At 61.7% G+C, this 12310-nt stretch carries 16 protein-coding genes and 1 tRNA gene; 8 read left to right on the top strand and 9 right to left on the bottom strand.

The genetic code is table 11. The annotated features are described in order from the left end of the window. Positions 1 to 22: 22 nt before the first annotated feature. The gene (locus LDB26_RS16005) at positions 23 to 556 is read right to left on the bottom strand and encodes a DUF962 domain-containing protein (protein WP_062061259.1); all 534 of its coding nucleotides are present in this window, start codon (positions 554 to 556) and stop codon (positions 23 to 25) included. Positions 557 to 756: 200 nt separating this feature from the next. Here LDB26_RS16005 and LDB26_RS16000 point away from each other — a divergent pair, with 200 nt between their 5' ends. Together LDB26_RS16000 and LDB26_RS15995 are read left to right on the top strand one after the other, a co-directional pair. Further along, positions 757 to 1269 (top strand): hypothetical protein, encoded by a 513-nt coding sequence (locus tag LDB26_RS16000; protein WP_257539145.1) that lies wholly within the window; start codon positions 757 to 759, stop codon positions 1267 to 1269. Between the two features lie 303 nt (positions 1270 to 1572). Next, positions 1573 to 2931 (top strand): transposase, encoded by a 1359-nt coding sequence (locus tag LDB26_RS15995; RefSeq protein WP_197672717.1) that lies wholly within the window; start codon positions 1573 to 1575, stop codon positions 2929 to 2931. Positions 2932 to 2954: 23 nt separating this feature from the next. On the opposite strand, the gene LDB26_RS15990 is transcribed toward LDB26_RS15995, so the two are convergent. The 4 genes from LDB26_RS15990 to LDB26_RS15975 form a co-directional block, all read right to left on the bottom strand. Beyond that, entirely contained in the window at positions 2955 to 3377 is a 423-nt protein-coding gene (locus tag LDB26_RS15990) for a hypothetical protein (RefSeq protein ID WP_062061254.1), read from the bottom strand. Positions 3378 to 3495: 118 nt separating this feature from the next. After that, the gene (locus tag LDB26_RS15985; RefSeq protein ID WP_257539144.1) at positions 3496 to 4077 is read right to left on the bottom strand and encodes a hypothetical protein; all 582 of its coding nucleotides are present in this window, start codon (positions 4075 to 4077) and stop codon (positions 3496 to 3498) included. Between the two features lie 12 nt (positions 4078 to 4089). After that, on the bottom strand, positions 4090 to 4650 hold the full coding sequence (locus tag LDB26_RS15980; RefSeq protein ID WP_257539143.1) for a demethoxyubiquinone hydroxylase family protein: 561 nt from the start codon (positions 4648 to 4650) through the stop codon (positions 4090 to 4092). Next, a complete protein-coding gene (locus tag LDB26_RS15975) occupies positions 4647 to 5135 on the bottom strand; it encodes a disulfide bond formation protein B (RefSeq protein ID WP_257539141.1) in 489 nt (162 codons plus the stop codon). The genes LDB26_RS15980 and LDB26_RS15975 overlap by 4 nt, the downstream gene beginning before the upstream one ends. 189 nt (positions 5136 to 5324) lie before the next feature. On the opposite strand from LDB26_RS15975, the gene LDB26_RS15970 reads away from it, so the two are divergent. Next, positions 5325 to 5969 (top strand): glutathione S-transferase family protein, encoded by a 645-nt coding sequence (locus tag LDB26_RS15970; RefSeq protein WP_257539139.1) that lies wholly within the window; start codon positions 5325 to 5327, stop codon positions 5967 to 5969. Between the two features lie 222 nt (positions 5970 to 6191). After that, positions 6192 to 6881: a hypothetical protein gene (locus tag LDB26_RS15965; protein ID WP_257539138.1), complete on the top strand. Its 690-nt coding sequence runs from the start codon at positions 6192 to 6194 to the stop codon at positions 6879 to 6881. On the opposite strand, the gene LDB26_RS21680 is transcribed toward LDB26_RS15965, so the two are convergent. The 4 genes from LDB26_RS21680 to LDB26_RS15950 all read right to left on the bottom strand — a co-directional run bounded on the left by LDB26_RS21680 (position 6762) and on the right by LDB26_RS15950 (position 8713). Continuing rightward, on the bottom strand, positions 6762 to 7346 hold the full coding sequence (locus LDB26_RS21680; RefSeq protein ID WP_373886124.1) for a biosynthetic peptidoglycan transglycosylase: 585 nt from the start codon (positions 7344 to 7346) through the stop codon (positions 6762 to 6764). The genes LDB26_RS15965 and LDB26_RS21680 overlap by 120 nt on opposite strands. Before the next feature lie 320 nt (positions 7347 to 7666). After that, entirely contained in the window at positions 7667 to 7939 is a 273-nt protein-coding gene (locus LDB26_RS15960) for a holin family protein (protein WP_257539137.1), read from the bottom strand. Between the two features lie 11 nt (positions 7940 to 7950). Next, a complete protein-coding gene (locus tag LDB26_RS15955) occupies positions 7951 to 8490 on the bottom strand; it encodes a glycoside hydrolase family 108 protein (protein ID WP_062061233.1) in 540 nt (179 codons plus the stop codon). A gap of 146 nt (positions 8491 to 8636) precedes the next feature. After that, positions 8637 to 8713 (bottom strand) — tRNA-Pro (locus LDB26_RS15950). Positions 8714 to 8900: 187 nt separating this feature from the next. Between LDB26_RS15950 and yajC the strand changes: the two genes are divergently transcribed. From yajC to LDB26_RS15930, 4 genes are read left to right on the top strand one after another with little or no spacing between them, the layout of a single operon-like run. Next, positions 8901 to 9236, top strand: a complete 336-nt coding sequence (gene yajC, locus LDB26_RS15945) for a preprotein translocase subunit YajC (protein ID WP_062061230.1) — start codon at positions 8901 to 8903, stop codon at positions 9234 to 9236. 7 nt (positions 9237 to 9243) lie between these two features. Then, positions 9244 to 10842, top strand: a complete 1599-nt coding sequence (secD, locus tag LDB26_RS15940; protein WP_257539136.1) for a protein translocase subunit SecD — start codon at positions 9244 to 9246, stop codon at positions 10840 to 10842. Positions 10843 to 10860: 18 nt separating this feature from the next. Continuing rightward, positions 10861 to 11844 (top strand): protein translocase subunit SecF, encoded by a 984-nt coding sequence (secF, locus tag LDB26_RS15935; RefSeq protein ID WP_257539135.1) that lies wholly within the window; start codon positions 10861 to 10863, stop codon positions 11842 to 11844. A gap of 56 nt (positions 11845 to 11900) precedes the next feature. Continuing rightward, positions 11901 to 12239 carry an Mth938-like domain-containing protein gene (locus LDB26_RS15930; RefSeq protein WP_082635056.1) on the top strand — a complete coding sequence of 113 codons (339 nt, stop codon included), beginning with the start codon at positions 11901 to 11903 and terminating at the stop codon, positions 12237 to 12239. The last annotated feature ends 71 nt before the right edge of the window (positions 12240 to 12310 follow it).

Here is a 12310-nt window from a genome sequence, read left to right as displayed (position 1 = left end):
GTCCGCCTTTAGGGCAGTCGTTTCACGAAGGCAAGTCATGGCCATGATGGCCGCGTTCCGACGGTTTGGTCAGCCGCTTTTCGATCGCCTGCCGCACGTTCCGCCGCGCGCCCAGCGCAAAGACGATCTCCGTCACGATGAACAGCGGTCCGATGAGCAGGCCGCGTATATCGTCCAGAAAGGCGGGCTTGCGTCCCTCATAGCCATGGCCAACCAGTTGCAGCGCCCAGCCCGCGATGAACAGCCCCCCGCCAGCCGTCAGCCACAGGCCTGTCGGCATCTGCGCGACTTCGATGCCCATCCAGCAGCCGATCACCAGCAGCGCGGTCATGATCGCCCCCAGCATTGCGTCCAGCCCCAGATAATAAAAGGCCGCCAGCGTCGATAGGGCGATGGCCGGCGTCAGGGAGATGGGATCGGCGGGCAATATCGGGCGTGAGAGCAATATGTCGACGCCCAGCACGATCATCGGGATGCCCACCATATGCGTGGCGACATTATGGGGATTGCGGTGATAGGCCGCATAGAGCGTCAAATGGTGGACCAGCTTGCTCATCGCTCCGGCTCCTCCTCCTTGGGCGCGATCTTCCGCCGCGTCCTTTCCGAAACCGATTCTGTCCCTCTTCGCGTCCCCCCGCAAGGAAATTTTCGCGATTTTCTGCCTTTGCGGGTGGGGGGTGGGTGGGAGCGGAGTGGCGACTGTAAGCGTTAAGAAGCAAAGGGATTCGACTTGCCATTCCCAAGGAGCAACATCTTGTGTTGAAGATGGCCTTCAAACGCACAAAATCATTTTTCTTGGCTGTCTCGGCGTCCAGTGCAAGCGCAGTATTGGGATGTTCGCTGCCTTCTCCCGATTATAAAGCGCCTCCCATTATTGAACAGGCGAGGCAGGGCATCCTACAGGCCGACGCTATAGTGGATGGAAAAATTGTTCGACTTGGCGGATATGATTACAGGGCAAAAAAGCCGATTCCGGTTATCCTGAAGGTAAGCAAAGTCTTCAAAGGGCCGAGATTGTCATCATTCTCTTTGAGAATACCGGCAGGAGGTTGTGAGATTTCCTTTCATAGGAAGGAGAAGGTCAGATTACTGCTTAGCGAGGCGAACGGCAGTTGGGCGGCCATCGAGCATCTAAATCTGCCTTACCCCATTTTCGGAGAAGCAAGTGAAGGTAGGATAGACTATCGCTTGCCCTATGCCCGAGCGCTCGACGAGCAGATCGGATTTCCTCGTAGCCTTGATACTGCTTTTACGCCCGCCGGGCAGTAAAAGTCATTTTTGCGGCTGCTTTTGGACGATTTGGAAAAATCGCTGAATCTCTAACCATGGTCGATTGCATATGAGCAGACCTATAAATCCTCCCCTGCAAGGGGAGGTGGCGAGCCGGAGGGTTCTCACGCTATCGGGAAGGCGCTATCTCTCCACCACCGCTTCGCGGCGGTCCCCTTTCCCTTCATGGGAGGATTTGAGGGGCCGCAATTGGCCGCCCCCCCTTAACAGGCCGTTGACGAAGTCGGCGGTGGCTGATTCAGTGCGGCAGTGGGATTGTCTGGCGGGTTAGCGGCGATGGCGATGGGGCGTGATAGCGAGGTCCAGTCCGATTTGATCGTGACGTGGGCGGAGATACCGCGTTCACCGGGGCATGTTTTCTACGACAAGCTCCAGAAGCTGCTGGCCGAGGCGGGCTTCGATGGCTTTGTCGAGAAGACGTGCAAGCCCTATTATGCGCCGCGGATGGGAGCCCCGTCGCTGCCGCCGGGCCGCTATTTCCGCATGCTGCTGATCGGCTATTTCGAGGGCATCGACAGCGAACGCGGGATTGTCTGGCGCTGTTCGGATTCGCTGTCGCTGCGGGAGTTCCTGCGACTGTCGAGCCGCGACAAGGTCCCTGATCATAGCTGGTTGTCGAAGACGCGGAGCCGCCTGCCGCACGAGGTACATGACCAGATCTTCGGCTGGGTACTGGCCCTCGTCGCCGGGCACGATCTGGTGAAAGGCGAGCGGATCGGCGTCGATGGCTCGACCATGGAGGCGAACGCCGCGCTGCGTACCATCGTGCGGCGTGACAATGGCGAGACCTACCGCGAGATGCTGGTGCGCATGGCGCAAGAGAGCGGCATCGACACGCCGACGATCGACGACCTTGTCCGGCTCGATCGCAAACGCAAGGGCAAGAAGCTGTCGAATGCGGACTGGGCGAGCAAGACCGATCCCGACGCGAAGGTCGCGCGGATGAAGAACGGCTCGACGCGTCTGGCCTACAAGCCCGAACACGCGGTCGATCTCGACACGGGTGTTATCGTGGCAGCGCCGATCCACCCGGCCGACAAGGGCGACACGACAACGCTCGACGCCACGCTGGAGACGGCAGCACGCAACCTCGCCGACATTGGCCTGGCGCCGACGTCCGGGGATCCCTGCGATCTTGTGACCGATAAAGGCTATCATTCGCGCGAGCTCCTCAAGGGTCTCGACGGCGACATCTGGAAGACGCGCATCGCCGAGCCGGCACCGCCGAATGGATATCTGCGCTGGCACGGCGACGAGGCTGCCCAGAAGGCCGTCTACGCCAATCGGTCTCGCCTGAAATCCGCCGTCGGACGCAAGGCGATGCGCAAGCGTGGTGAGATGGTCGAGCGTAGCTTTGCCCACGTCCTGGATCGCGGCGGCATGCGCCGCGCGTGGCTGCGCGGGCGCGAGAATGTTCACAAGCGTTATTTGATCCACGTCGCCGGGTTCAATCTTGGCATTCTCATGCGCGCCCTGTTCGGTTGCGGCACTCCGAGGGGCGCCAGGGGCGCATCCAAGGCATTCTTGTTCGTAGTTCAGACCGATGTTGCGCTCGTCATCGCCCTCGTCGCCGAGTTCGACGGAGAAAGGGCCATGCTCCTCATCGTTTTTACCCCTGAAGGCGCTGACAGACCCGGCTGAAAACCGACTTCGTCACCGCGCTGTTAAGGCTCGCCCTTCGACTCCTGCATCCGCCGTTCGGCGAACCATTGTTCCAGCATCTTGGCGGTGCAGCCGGTGAAGCCGTTGCTGCCGATGGCCGAGCAGCTTCCCGGCAGGGTTTGCCGCTGGACCTGTTCCATGGTCGCGACCTGGCTGCCCCATCCGGGGCCGCCCGCCGGTTCGGGTTTTTCGCGCAGTTTCTTGGGGATGCGATAGCGTTCGGATTCGGGCTTGCGCGCGCATACGACGATCTCGTCGCCCTCGCTTTTGGGGCAGGGGTCTTCGCCATAGACCACCAGCGTCGCCACGCGCTGCGGCGGATCGGCGGGCACGGGAGGCGGGGCAGGGGCGCCCTGCGCGGCTGTCCCCGCCAGCGCAGGCAGGGCCATCACCAGCAGCGAAGGCAACAGGGCACGAAAACGCATGACGTAAATCCTTCCGTTCGCCCCTATATCCCTCATATATATCCCCCATGCGCCCAATATGGGGGAAGCGGCCTTTAAGACGCCGCGGCCGTGACGGTTCCGTCAGGCCCTTCGTTCATCAAGGCTGATCGGGCGCGCCGCCAGTCGGCTCCCCGGCCTGCTGCTGCCGTTGCTGCTCTGCGGCCTGCGCCTTTTCATCGGCCACGGCCTGCGCCTCGATCGCCTTGCTGTCGGCGTCGATGGTGGAAAGCCGCCGTGCGCGCTCCGCCTCCACCAGATCCTTCCAGCTTGCATTATCGGCCGCCCGTCGTTCCGCCTTGGCCAGCCGCGCCAGCTGCGCGAAGCAGCCGGTCGCCCCGCCGCCGCCCACCGGAGAGCAGCTTTCCGTGCCGCTGCGGCCGACATATTCCATCGACCGCACCCGCTCGCCCCATGCCTGATGGCTGGGCTGGTTCGGGTCGCCGCGCAGCGGTTCGGGGATGCGATAGCGTTCCTCCTCGCCCTTGCGCGCGCACACCACGATGTCGTTGCCGGCGCTTTGCGGGCAGGGATCGTCGCCATAGACGATGACGAGGTTCACCTTTTCATTCTCCGGCCCCGCGGCGGGCGCGGCCTGATCGGCGGGGCCGGTCTGTGCCATGGCGGGCAGGGCGGTCCCCATCATCAGCAGGGCGGCGGCGAACATCGGCGTCTTCATCATGATAGCGTCCTTTCAGATGCGCTTCGAAAGCGCGATGGCGGCACGGCAACCCAGACGGATGGCGCCCGACAGGAGGGGATAGGCCGGGGCCTGCTCCGCGCCATGGGCCAGCGCAGTGTCGCGATGCTCGACTTCCTCCGCCTGAAAATCCGCGATGAGCGTGGAGAGTTCCGGGTCGTCCTGACCCAATTCCTTGAGCTGCTCGGAATAGTGGCGGTCGATTTCCGTTTCGATGGCGGCGGTGCAGGCCATGGCGGCGCGCGGGCCGATGGCCGCCGTCACCGCGCCCAGCGCAAAGCCCGCCACGCTCCAGATCGGCGTCAGCGCCGTTGGCCGCACGCCCCTGCGCGCGATCATCGCGTCGAATGTCCTGCGGTGCCGTTCTTCCTGCGCGGCCATGCCTGCGATCAGGCGGGCGTCGGGATGGCGGTCCCCCATCACCGCAAGCTGCCCCGCATAGATGCGCGTCGCGCCGAACTCGCCCGCTTGGTCCACGCGCAGCATGGCGGCGCGCGCCGCGTCGCTCGACCGGCGGCCGGGGCGGGGGAAATCCCGGGGCATGGTCGCGCTCATGCTTTCTGTGCTCCTTTGCGGCTCAGCAGCCCCAAGATGGCGAGCGCGGACCCAAGCGACAAGAGGCCGTTATATCCCGCCAGCGAAATGCCCAGCAAACTCCACGGCGCCACGTCGCAGCGCGTGATCGGCGTCGCCATGATCTGGTCGAGTATATCGGCGGAACTGCCGCCCCCCGGACTGGTCGAACAGGCGGTCAGCCCCTGCCACCAGCCATATTCGACGCCCGCATGGAAAATGCCGATCCCCCCGCTGATCCCGATGGCGATGGCCGCCAGCGCCGTGAACGCCGCGCTCCAGCAGGGCCGTCCCCTGACCGCAAAGGCCGCCGCCGCCAGCATGATCGCCGCCATGTGCGGATAACGCTGCCACCAGCACATTTCGCACGGATGCAGCCCGCCGACATATTGCGAGGCATAGGCCCCGCCCAGCAGGACCAGCGGAACGATCAGCGCCAATGCGCGGGCAAGGGGCAAATGCTTCATGACGCCCGCTTAAACCCCTGCGCGCCTTTCGTCATGCTGAACTTGCGGCAGGATTATTTTCCCATGCCGGTCCGCCGGGCGCGCGCGGCCTCAAACCATGCAACCAAAAGGCCGATGATGATTTGACTCGACGCCAATAGCCGCATGAGAAGATGTTCCCCGCAACCGATACAGGAAGGGCGCGCCGCCATGAGCGAACTGACCATCTGGACCTATGATTGGGTTCCTCCCGGCCCGCGCGGTTTCGTGCGCGACCTGCGGCTACGCTGGGCGTGTGAGGAAGCCGGTCTTGCCTACGCGATCGGCACGGTCCCGTTCGACGGGCGCGAAACCAATCATCTGGAGCGCCAGCCCTTCGGCCAGGTTCCGTTCCTGAACGATGGAGGGCTGGAGATATTCGAAAGCGGCGCCTGCCTCCTCCATCTCGCCCGCAAAAGCGACAGGCTGATGCCGCGCGATCCGGTGGGAGAAGCGCAGACACTGCAATGGACCATCGCCGCGCTCAACTCGATGGAGATGGTGACGGTGCCATGGTGGTTCCTGAAGATGACCGGTGGGGAGAGTGACGATCTCACCGGCTGGCTCGGCCAGCGCCTCGGCCATGTGGAGAGAATATTGGGCGAGCGGCCATGGCTGGCGGCGGACCGCTTCACCATAGCGGACCTGTTGATGGCCGATGTCCTACGCATCCCGGACATCCGCGCCTATGGCGACCGGCCGGCGAGCGAAGCCTATGTAACGCGCATCACCAGCCGCCCCGCCTTCCAGAAGGCCCGGACCGAACAGATCGAGCAGTTCGAGGCAGCTGATCGGGAGCGGGGGGAAGAAGGGTAGGGTGGTGCGGGGGTGGTTATTGCCGGAGCGTCTGTTAAGCGCCAATGGCGGTCTTTCCAGTTCAATAGTTTATTGCCCAAAGCTGCCGTCATGGCAGTCAGCAAACGCTTCTATACAAGGTGACACCTGACTGGACCCGACGCAAATACGCATTAAGGAAGTCGAAGAGGAACTGCCGCTTGGAGTTTGAGGGATGTGCTTCTCGGTTAGTGAGATTCTGCAATGTCGCTAATGCTGCAATCTGTTTTTGGATTTTTCCTGACAGCCATAGTTGGGGGGTGGATTGCCAACCGTTGGCAACAAAGAGCAATCAAAGAGGCGCGCTTTTTCGACGCCTCACGTCTCAGTTACGACAGGATGACTAGGGCAGCGGAAGATCTCTCAGCACTTTCGGGACGTCGCGTTTACGCTGCACAACGTGTTTGCCTGCTGGATGGGGCGGACAACGCTTTTCCGGAAGCAGTCGCTCAGTTCAGGAAAATCAATCTTGAATGGAATGAACGACTCATGGAGATTGAGTTATCGATTCGTACTCTTTTCCGCCATAGCCAACTCACATCCTTCGAAAATATCCAGCAACAAATGGCAAATGTCACCCGTGCGGTAGGGCAGATAGCTGCTGGGGATGAATCTATTTCGCGCAAACGGATTCTAAGCGATCTAGTGAAAATCAGGCATCGGCTGTTTCAATTTATTCAAGAGATGATCCGAGAAGCCGCGTTGCTGAATCGCCAAATGCATTTTGGTGTGCGAGTGGAATACGACTCGCATGGGCTGGATCGGCTTTCCAATCTAACACTGATCAAACTTCTGTTTGTATCGAGCATAGAGAGCGATTCCATAGTCCGCCCTCCTTCTGATTTTGGCATGCCAGTCAGCGCTCGGGAAGCGCGGCTTGGGATAAACGAGTAATGCTGCGAGTTGCGCTGCTTGGTCTAAGTTCAATTTTTCCAGGTCGGGCCAATATTCGTCGTCCAGAAAAAGGTCAGGAAAAAGCGCCCTCGCTCCATCACGAGCGCCTATCAGGCTCGTCCCAAAATAAGCGACTTCCACGTAGAGGCGTAGGATTTGAACTTTTGAAAGCCTCTTTTGCATGAATAGCACGCCTACCCATTCACGCACCTTTCGCCGTATGCTCCGCTCGTAACGGTTTGAGACGGTGCGGAAGAGTTGCATGTCGATAGTGCTTGCGCCCCCATGCCGTCGAAATGTCAACAGGCGAAGAATCTCTCGAATGACCGACATCCAATCGATGCCGAGATGATTGAAAAACCTACGATCCTCTAGAAGCAATACGATCTTTTCGAACTGCGAAAGGGGATTCGTTCCATCAATCCAGTCGTGCTTTCCCTCTATCTTCAGCAGCGTGCGATGCATCCGCAAGAGAGAAGGCCTTAGCGATGGGATTTTCGGGTAGGGCAAATCGGCGTCCTTCTGCTTGATCTATGAAGCCTGGGTAACGCTCTAAATACCGTGAGCAAAGATAGCGCAATCGGTGGATTTATACCGTCTTTTCCCGAGACAAGTTTCTCCTAGGGAGTGATGTCAGTTTACGCACTTTTCTAGCCTAAACTGACCGGTCGGCTCCCGGTCACAAATGGAAAAGATAAGGCATGCCGTGAATCGATACCTCCCCACCCGAAACCGCCGCCCGCCGCATATGTCCAGCCCGCCGGGACCAAACACCGATCCGCGCCTTAACGCTCGACGCCCTTCGCCTTCCCCCACGCCCGCGCGGCGGTGTAGCCCAGATAGCCCGTGCCGAAGAGGGCATAGAGCGGTTCCGGCAGCGCCTCCAGATAGGCGCGCATCCCCTCGACCATGGCCGCCGCCATGTGCGGCCGGATGCCCGCGATCAGGCCCATCGGCACCGACCACAGCAGCAGCCCATACATCATGTAGAGAAAGGCCGGCCGCGCCCGCCTGACCCATGCGTCGTCCGTGTCCGTTGCCTGTTCCTGCCTGCTCATATGGCCTCTCCTTAACCGATCCGGTTCGCCAGCCACCCATAGAGAAAGGCTTCATTGGCAGGCCGGCTTTCCGCCAGCGCGATATAGCGCTCCCCCTGCAACGCCTCGACCGCTTTCAGCAGCACGCGTTCGCCCGCCGATCCGCGCAGGGCCATGAACGCGCCGAGCGCGCCCAGCGTCTTCGCCCCGATCATCCGGTCCACCTTCAGGTCGGGATAATCCTTCTGGTTGCGATTGAGCGCATTGAGCGCCCGCTGGAGGAAGCCCGTCGCCACCGCCGGACCCATATTCACCCCGGTGTCGAACAGCTCCGCCGCCACCTCCGGCGCGATCTCCGCGGCGAAGGCATAGCCCGGCCGTTCCCAGTAAAGCCGCCGATAGATGCTTTCCGCCACCGCGCGCGGCATTGTCCGCATGTCCCCGACATAGCCATTGTCACGCGCCACGCCCTGCGTGATGCCCCAGTTGGTCGGCCCGCCGCGATCGGCCGGGTGATGGCTATACCCGCCCTCGCGTTCGATCAGCTCGTCGATCAACGCCGCAATGTCCATGTCCGCCTGTCCCCATGTTCCCGGAAAGGCGAATCATTTATCCCATATGGTTCGCTGTAGGACAGCAAAAACCACGCGGGTTCAACAAATAGGAAAAATAGGAGGGGCAAGAAACGGCGATCCCCTCGCCATCTCTCTCTTGATTTTGGTCGGGACGAGAGGATTCGAACCTCCGACCCCCACACCCCCAGTGTGATGCGCTACCAGGCTGCGCTACGTCCCGACCGGAGCCGCGGCACATAGATGCATGTTCGATAACATGCAAGGCCCTCGGTCATCGCTTTTTACGGCTTGCCTCATTCCCTAATCATATTGCCTCGCCGGTCCCGCTGTGTTAGCCGCCCGCCCTTGATCCGTGGGTGCCGCGCGCCCGCGATTTTGGACAAGAGAACAAGGCGAAAGTCCCACCCATGCTCATAACTCCAGCTTTTGCCCAGACCGCTGGCGGGCAAGCTTCCGGCGCTTCCATGCTGGTGCAGATGCTTCCGCTGGTCCTGATCTTCGTAGTCTTCTGGTTCCTGCTGATCCGTCCGCAGCAAAAGCGGATGAAGGATCACAAGACCAAGATCGAGGCAGTGAAGAAGGGCGATCAGGTCGTCACCGGCGGCGGCCTCGTCGGCAAGGTCGTCCGTGTCGACGACGTCTATGTCGATGTCGAACTCGCGCCGGGCATGAAGGTGAAGGCCGTCAAGGGCACCCTGTCCGATGTCGTCGATCCCATGACCGCCAAGCCCGCGAACGACTGAGCGAGCGATGCTGAACTTCTCGCGCTGGGCGGTCGCCGCGATCTTGCTGCCGCTGGTCATCGGCATCCTGTGTGCCGTGCCCAGCTTCCTGCCGGACTCGGCTGCCGAAAAGCTGCCCCGGTTCATGCAGACCCGCGTGAATCTTGGCCTCGACCTTTCCGGCGGCAGCCACCTGTTGCTCGAAGCCTCCACGCAGGACGTCGCGAAACAGCGGCTCACCAATATGGAGGAGCAGGTCCGCACCGAACTGCGCCGGGGTGATCCGAAGATCGCGGTCGGCGACATTTCCAGCCGCGACGGCAAGCTCAGCTTCATGGTTCGCGATCCCGCGCAGGTCGATGCCGCCGTCGAGCGCATCCGCCCGCTGACCCAGGGCGCGGGTCTCACCGGCCAGCGCGACTTCAATGTCGAAGTGGTGAACAGCTCCACCATCGTCATCACGCCCACCGATGCAGGCATCAACAATGCGGTGAAGAGCGCGATGGAAGTCGCGACCGAGGTTATCCGCAAGCGCATCGACGAAATGGGCACCCGCGAACCTACCATCCAGCAGCAGGGCGACAATCGTATCGTCGTACAGGTGCCGGGCCTTCAGAATCCCAAGGCGCTGAAAGACCTTCTGGGCCAGACCGCGAAGCTCGAATTCAAGCTGGTCGACGCCAACGCCAACCCCGCCGAAGTGGCGCAGGGCCGCGCCCCGGTGGGCAGCGAAGTCCTGCCCTATCCGGACAATCCATCCCGCGTGCCGGTGATCGCGGTCAAGCGGCAGGTGATGGTGTCGGGCGAGGATCTGACCGACGCGACGCAGGGCTATGACCAGAACAACCAGGCGATCGTCAACATCCGCTTCAATGGTTCTGGCGGTCGCAAATTCGGGCAGGTGACGTCGCAGAATGTCAATCGGCCCTTCGCCATCATCCTGGACGGCAAAGTGCTGTCCGCGCCGAATATCAATGAGCCGATTCTGGGCGGCAGCGCGCAGATCAGCGGTAATTTCACGGTCGAGAGCGCCAACCAGCTCGCCATCGCGTTGCGTTCGGGCAAGTTGCCGGTTGCGTTGACGGTGGTCGAGGAACGCACTGTCGGGCCGCAGCTTGGCGCCGACTCCATTCGCGCGGGTCTGATCGCCTCGGTTATCGCCGTGGTCGCCGTCGCGGCCTTCATGTTCTTTAGCTATGGCCGCTTTGGCGTCTATGCCAATATCGCCGTGACCATCAACGTGTTGGTCATTCTGGGCGTGATGGGCATTCTCGGCGCGACGCTGACCCTGCCGGGCATCGCCGGTTTCGTGCTGACCATCGGCACGGCGGTGGACGCCAACGTCCTTATCTACGAGCGGATTCGCGAAGAGCGGCGACGTGGTCGGGGCGTGGTGCAGGCTATCGAATATGGCTATAAGGAAGCCAGCCGTACTATCTTCGAAGCGAACGTGACTCACGCCATTGCAGGTGGCATCATGCTGGCGCTGGGTTCGGGTCCGATCAAGGGTTTCGCCATCGTGCTGCTGATCGGCATCGCCACCAGCGTATACACCGCCGTGACCTTCACCCGTGTGCTCGCCGCGTGGTGGCTGCGTACCAAGCGCCCGACCGAAATCAACATCTGACGGGGCGGGAGAGACAATATGAAACTGCTTAAGCTCGTCCCCGACAACACCAATATCGGCTTCGTCAAGCTACGGTACTGGGCGTTCGCGCTCACGGCGCTGCTGACGGTGCTGGCCGTTGGTGCGACCCTGCATCGCGGCCTCAATCTGGGCGTCGATTTTGTCGGCGGCCTGATGATCGAAGCCCGCTTCCAGCAACCGCCCCAACTCGACAAGGTCCGCACGACCGTCGACCGTCTGGGCGTGGGCGACGGATCTCTCCAGCAATTCGGCGATCCCAGGACGGTTCAGATCCGCCTGCCGCTCCCCGAACAGGGCGGGGCGGGCGCGGCCAACGCCATTGTGGAAAAGGCGCGCAAGGCGATGACGGCGGAGTTCCCCGGCGTCACCTTTTCCCGGTATGACACGGTATCGGGCAAGGTGTCGGGTGAGTTGATCCAGAATGGCGTGCTGGCCGTCATGCTGGCGGTGATCGGTATCGCGATCTTCTCCTGGTTCCGTTACGAATGGCAGTTCGGCATATCGACCTTCGTCGCGATCATGCACGACGTGTTGATGACGCTCGGTTTCTTCGCCATCACCCAGTTGGAATTCGACCTCAATATCGTCGCCGCCGTGCTGACGATCGTGGGCTACTCCATCAACGACAAGATGGTGATCGACGACCGCATCCGCGAGAATATGCGGAAATACCGCAAGATGGACATGAAGGCTCTGATCGACCTGTCCGTCAATGAAACGCTGCCCCGCACGGTCATGACCTCGGTGACGATCATGCTGGCGCTGGGCGCGTTGCTGCTGTTCGGCGGCCATGTGTTGCGCGGCTTCACCGCCGCCATGATGCTGGGCATTGTCGTGGGTACTTATTCGTCGGTCTATGTGTCCTCCTCGCTGCTGATCACCCTTGGCCTGACGCCGCAGGCGGGCGAGCGCAAGGAGCGCAAGTCCATCGCCGCGCAGGCTGAGCGGGTGGGACCGCGCGACGATGGGGCGCGGCCCTGAACGGCAAACGCACCGGAATAGAGCTGCGCCGTGATGATGCGGGGCAGGGGCCGATCGTGACCGGCTTTTGCGGTCGCGGCTTCCGCGTGAAAGACGATGTCTTCCCGGCCGGACTGCTGCTCAGTCCTTTAAGAGCATTGGCTTGGGACGAAGCGCGCAGCCCCGATGTGCTGACGGCTGCGGCCTTGGGTGACCTGTTCGACCTTGATCCCCGCCCGGAGTTTCTCCTCCTTGGAACGGGCGCCGGTTTGCGTCAACCTTCCCGCAGCTTCGTTCGCGATCTGGAAGCCAGGGGGATCGGCGTCGAAGTCATGGACAGCCGCGCGGCGGCGCGCGCCTGGGGCGTGCTCAGGGCGGAGGAACGCTGGATTGTCGCGGCGCTCTTACCTCTCTGATTCCATGCGCCTTGCGCTTTGGCGCGCATCTGCCTAGGTTTGTCATCAAGTACCGGAGCCTCCCGGCCCGG

Origin of the sequence: Sphingobium sp. CFD-1 (assembly GCF_024611115.1) — a bacterium.
Lineage (GTDB): Bacteria > Pseudomonadota > Alphaproteobacteria > Sphingomonadales > Sphingomonadaceae > Sphingobium > Sphingobium baderi_A.
The sequence above is the reverse complement of the archived record's forward strand: the minus strand, read 5'-3'. Positions and strand labels throughout refer to the sequence as shown.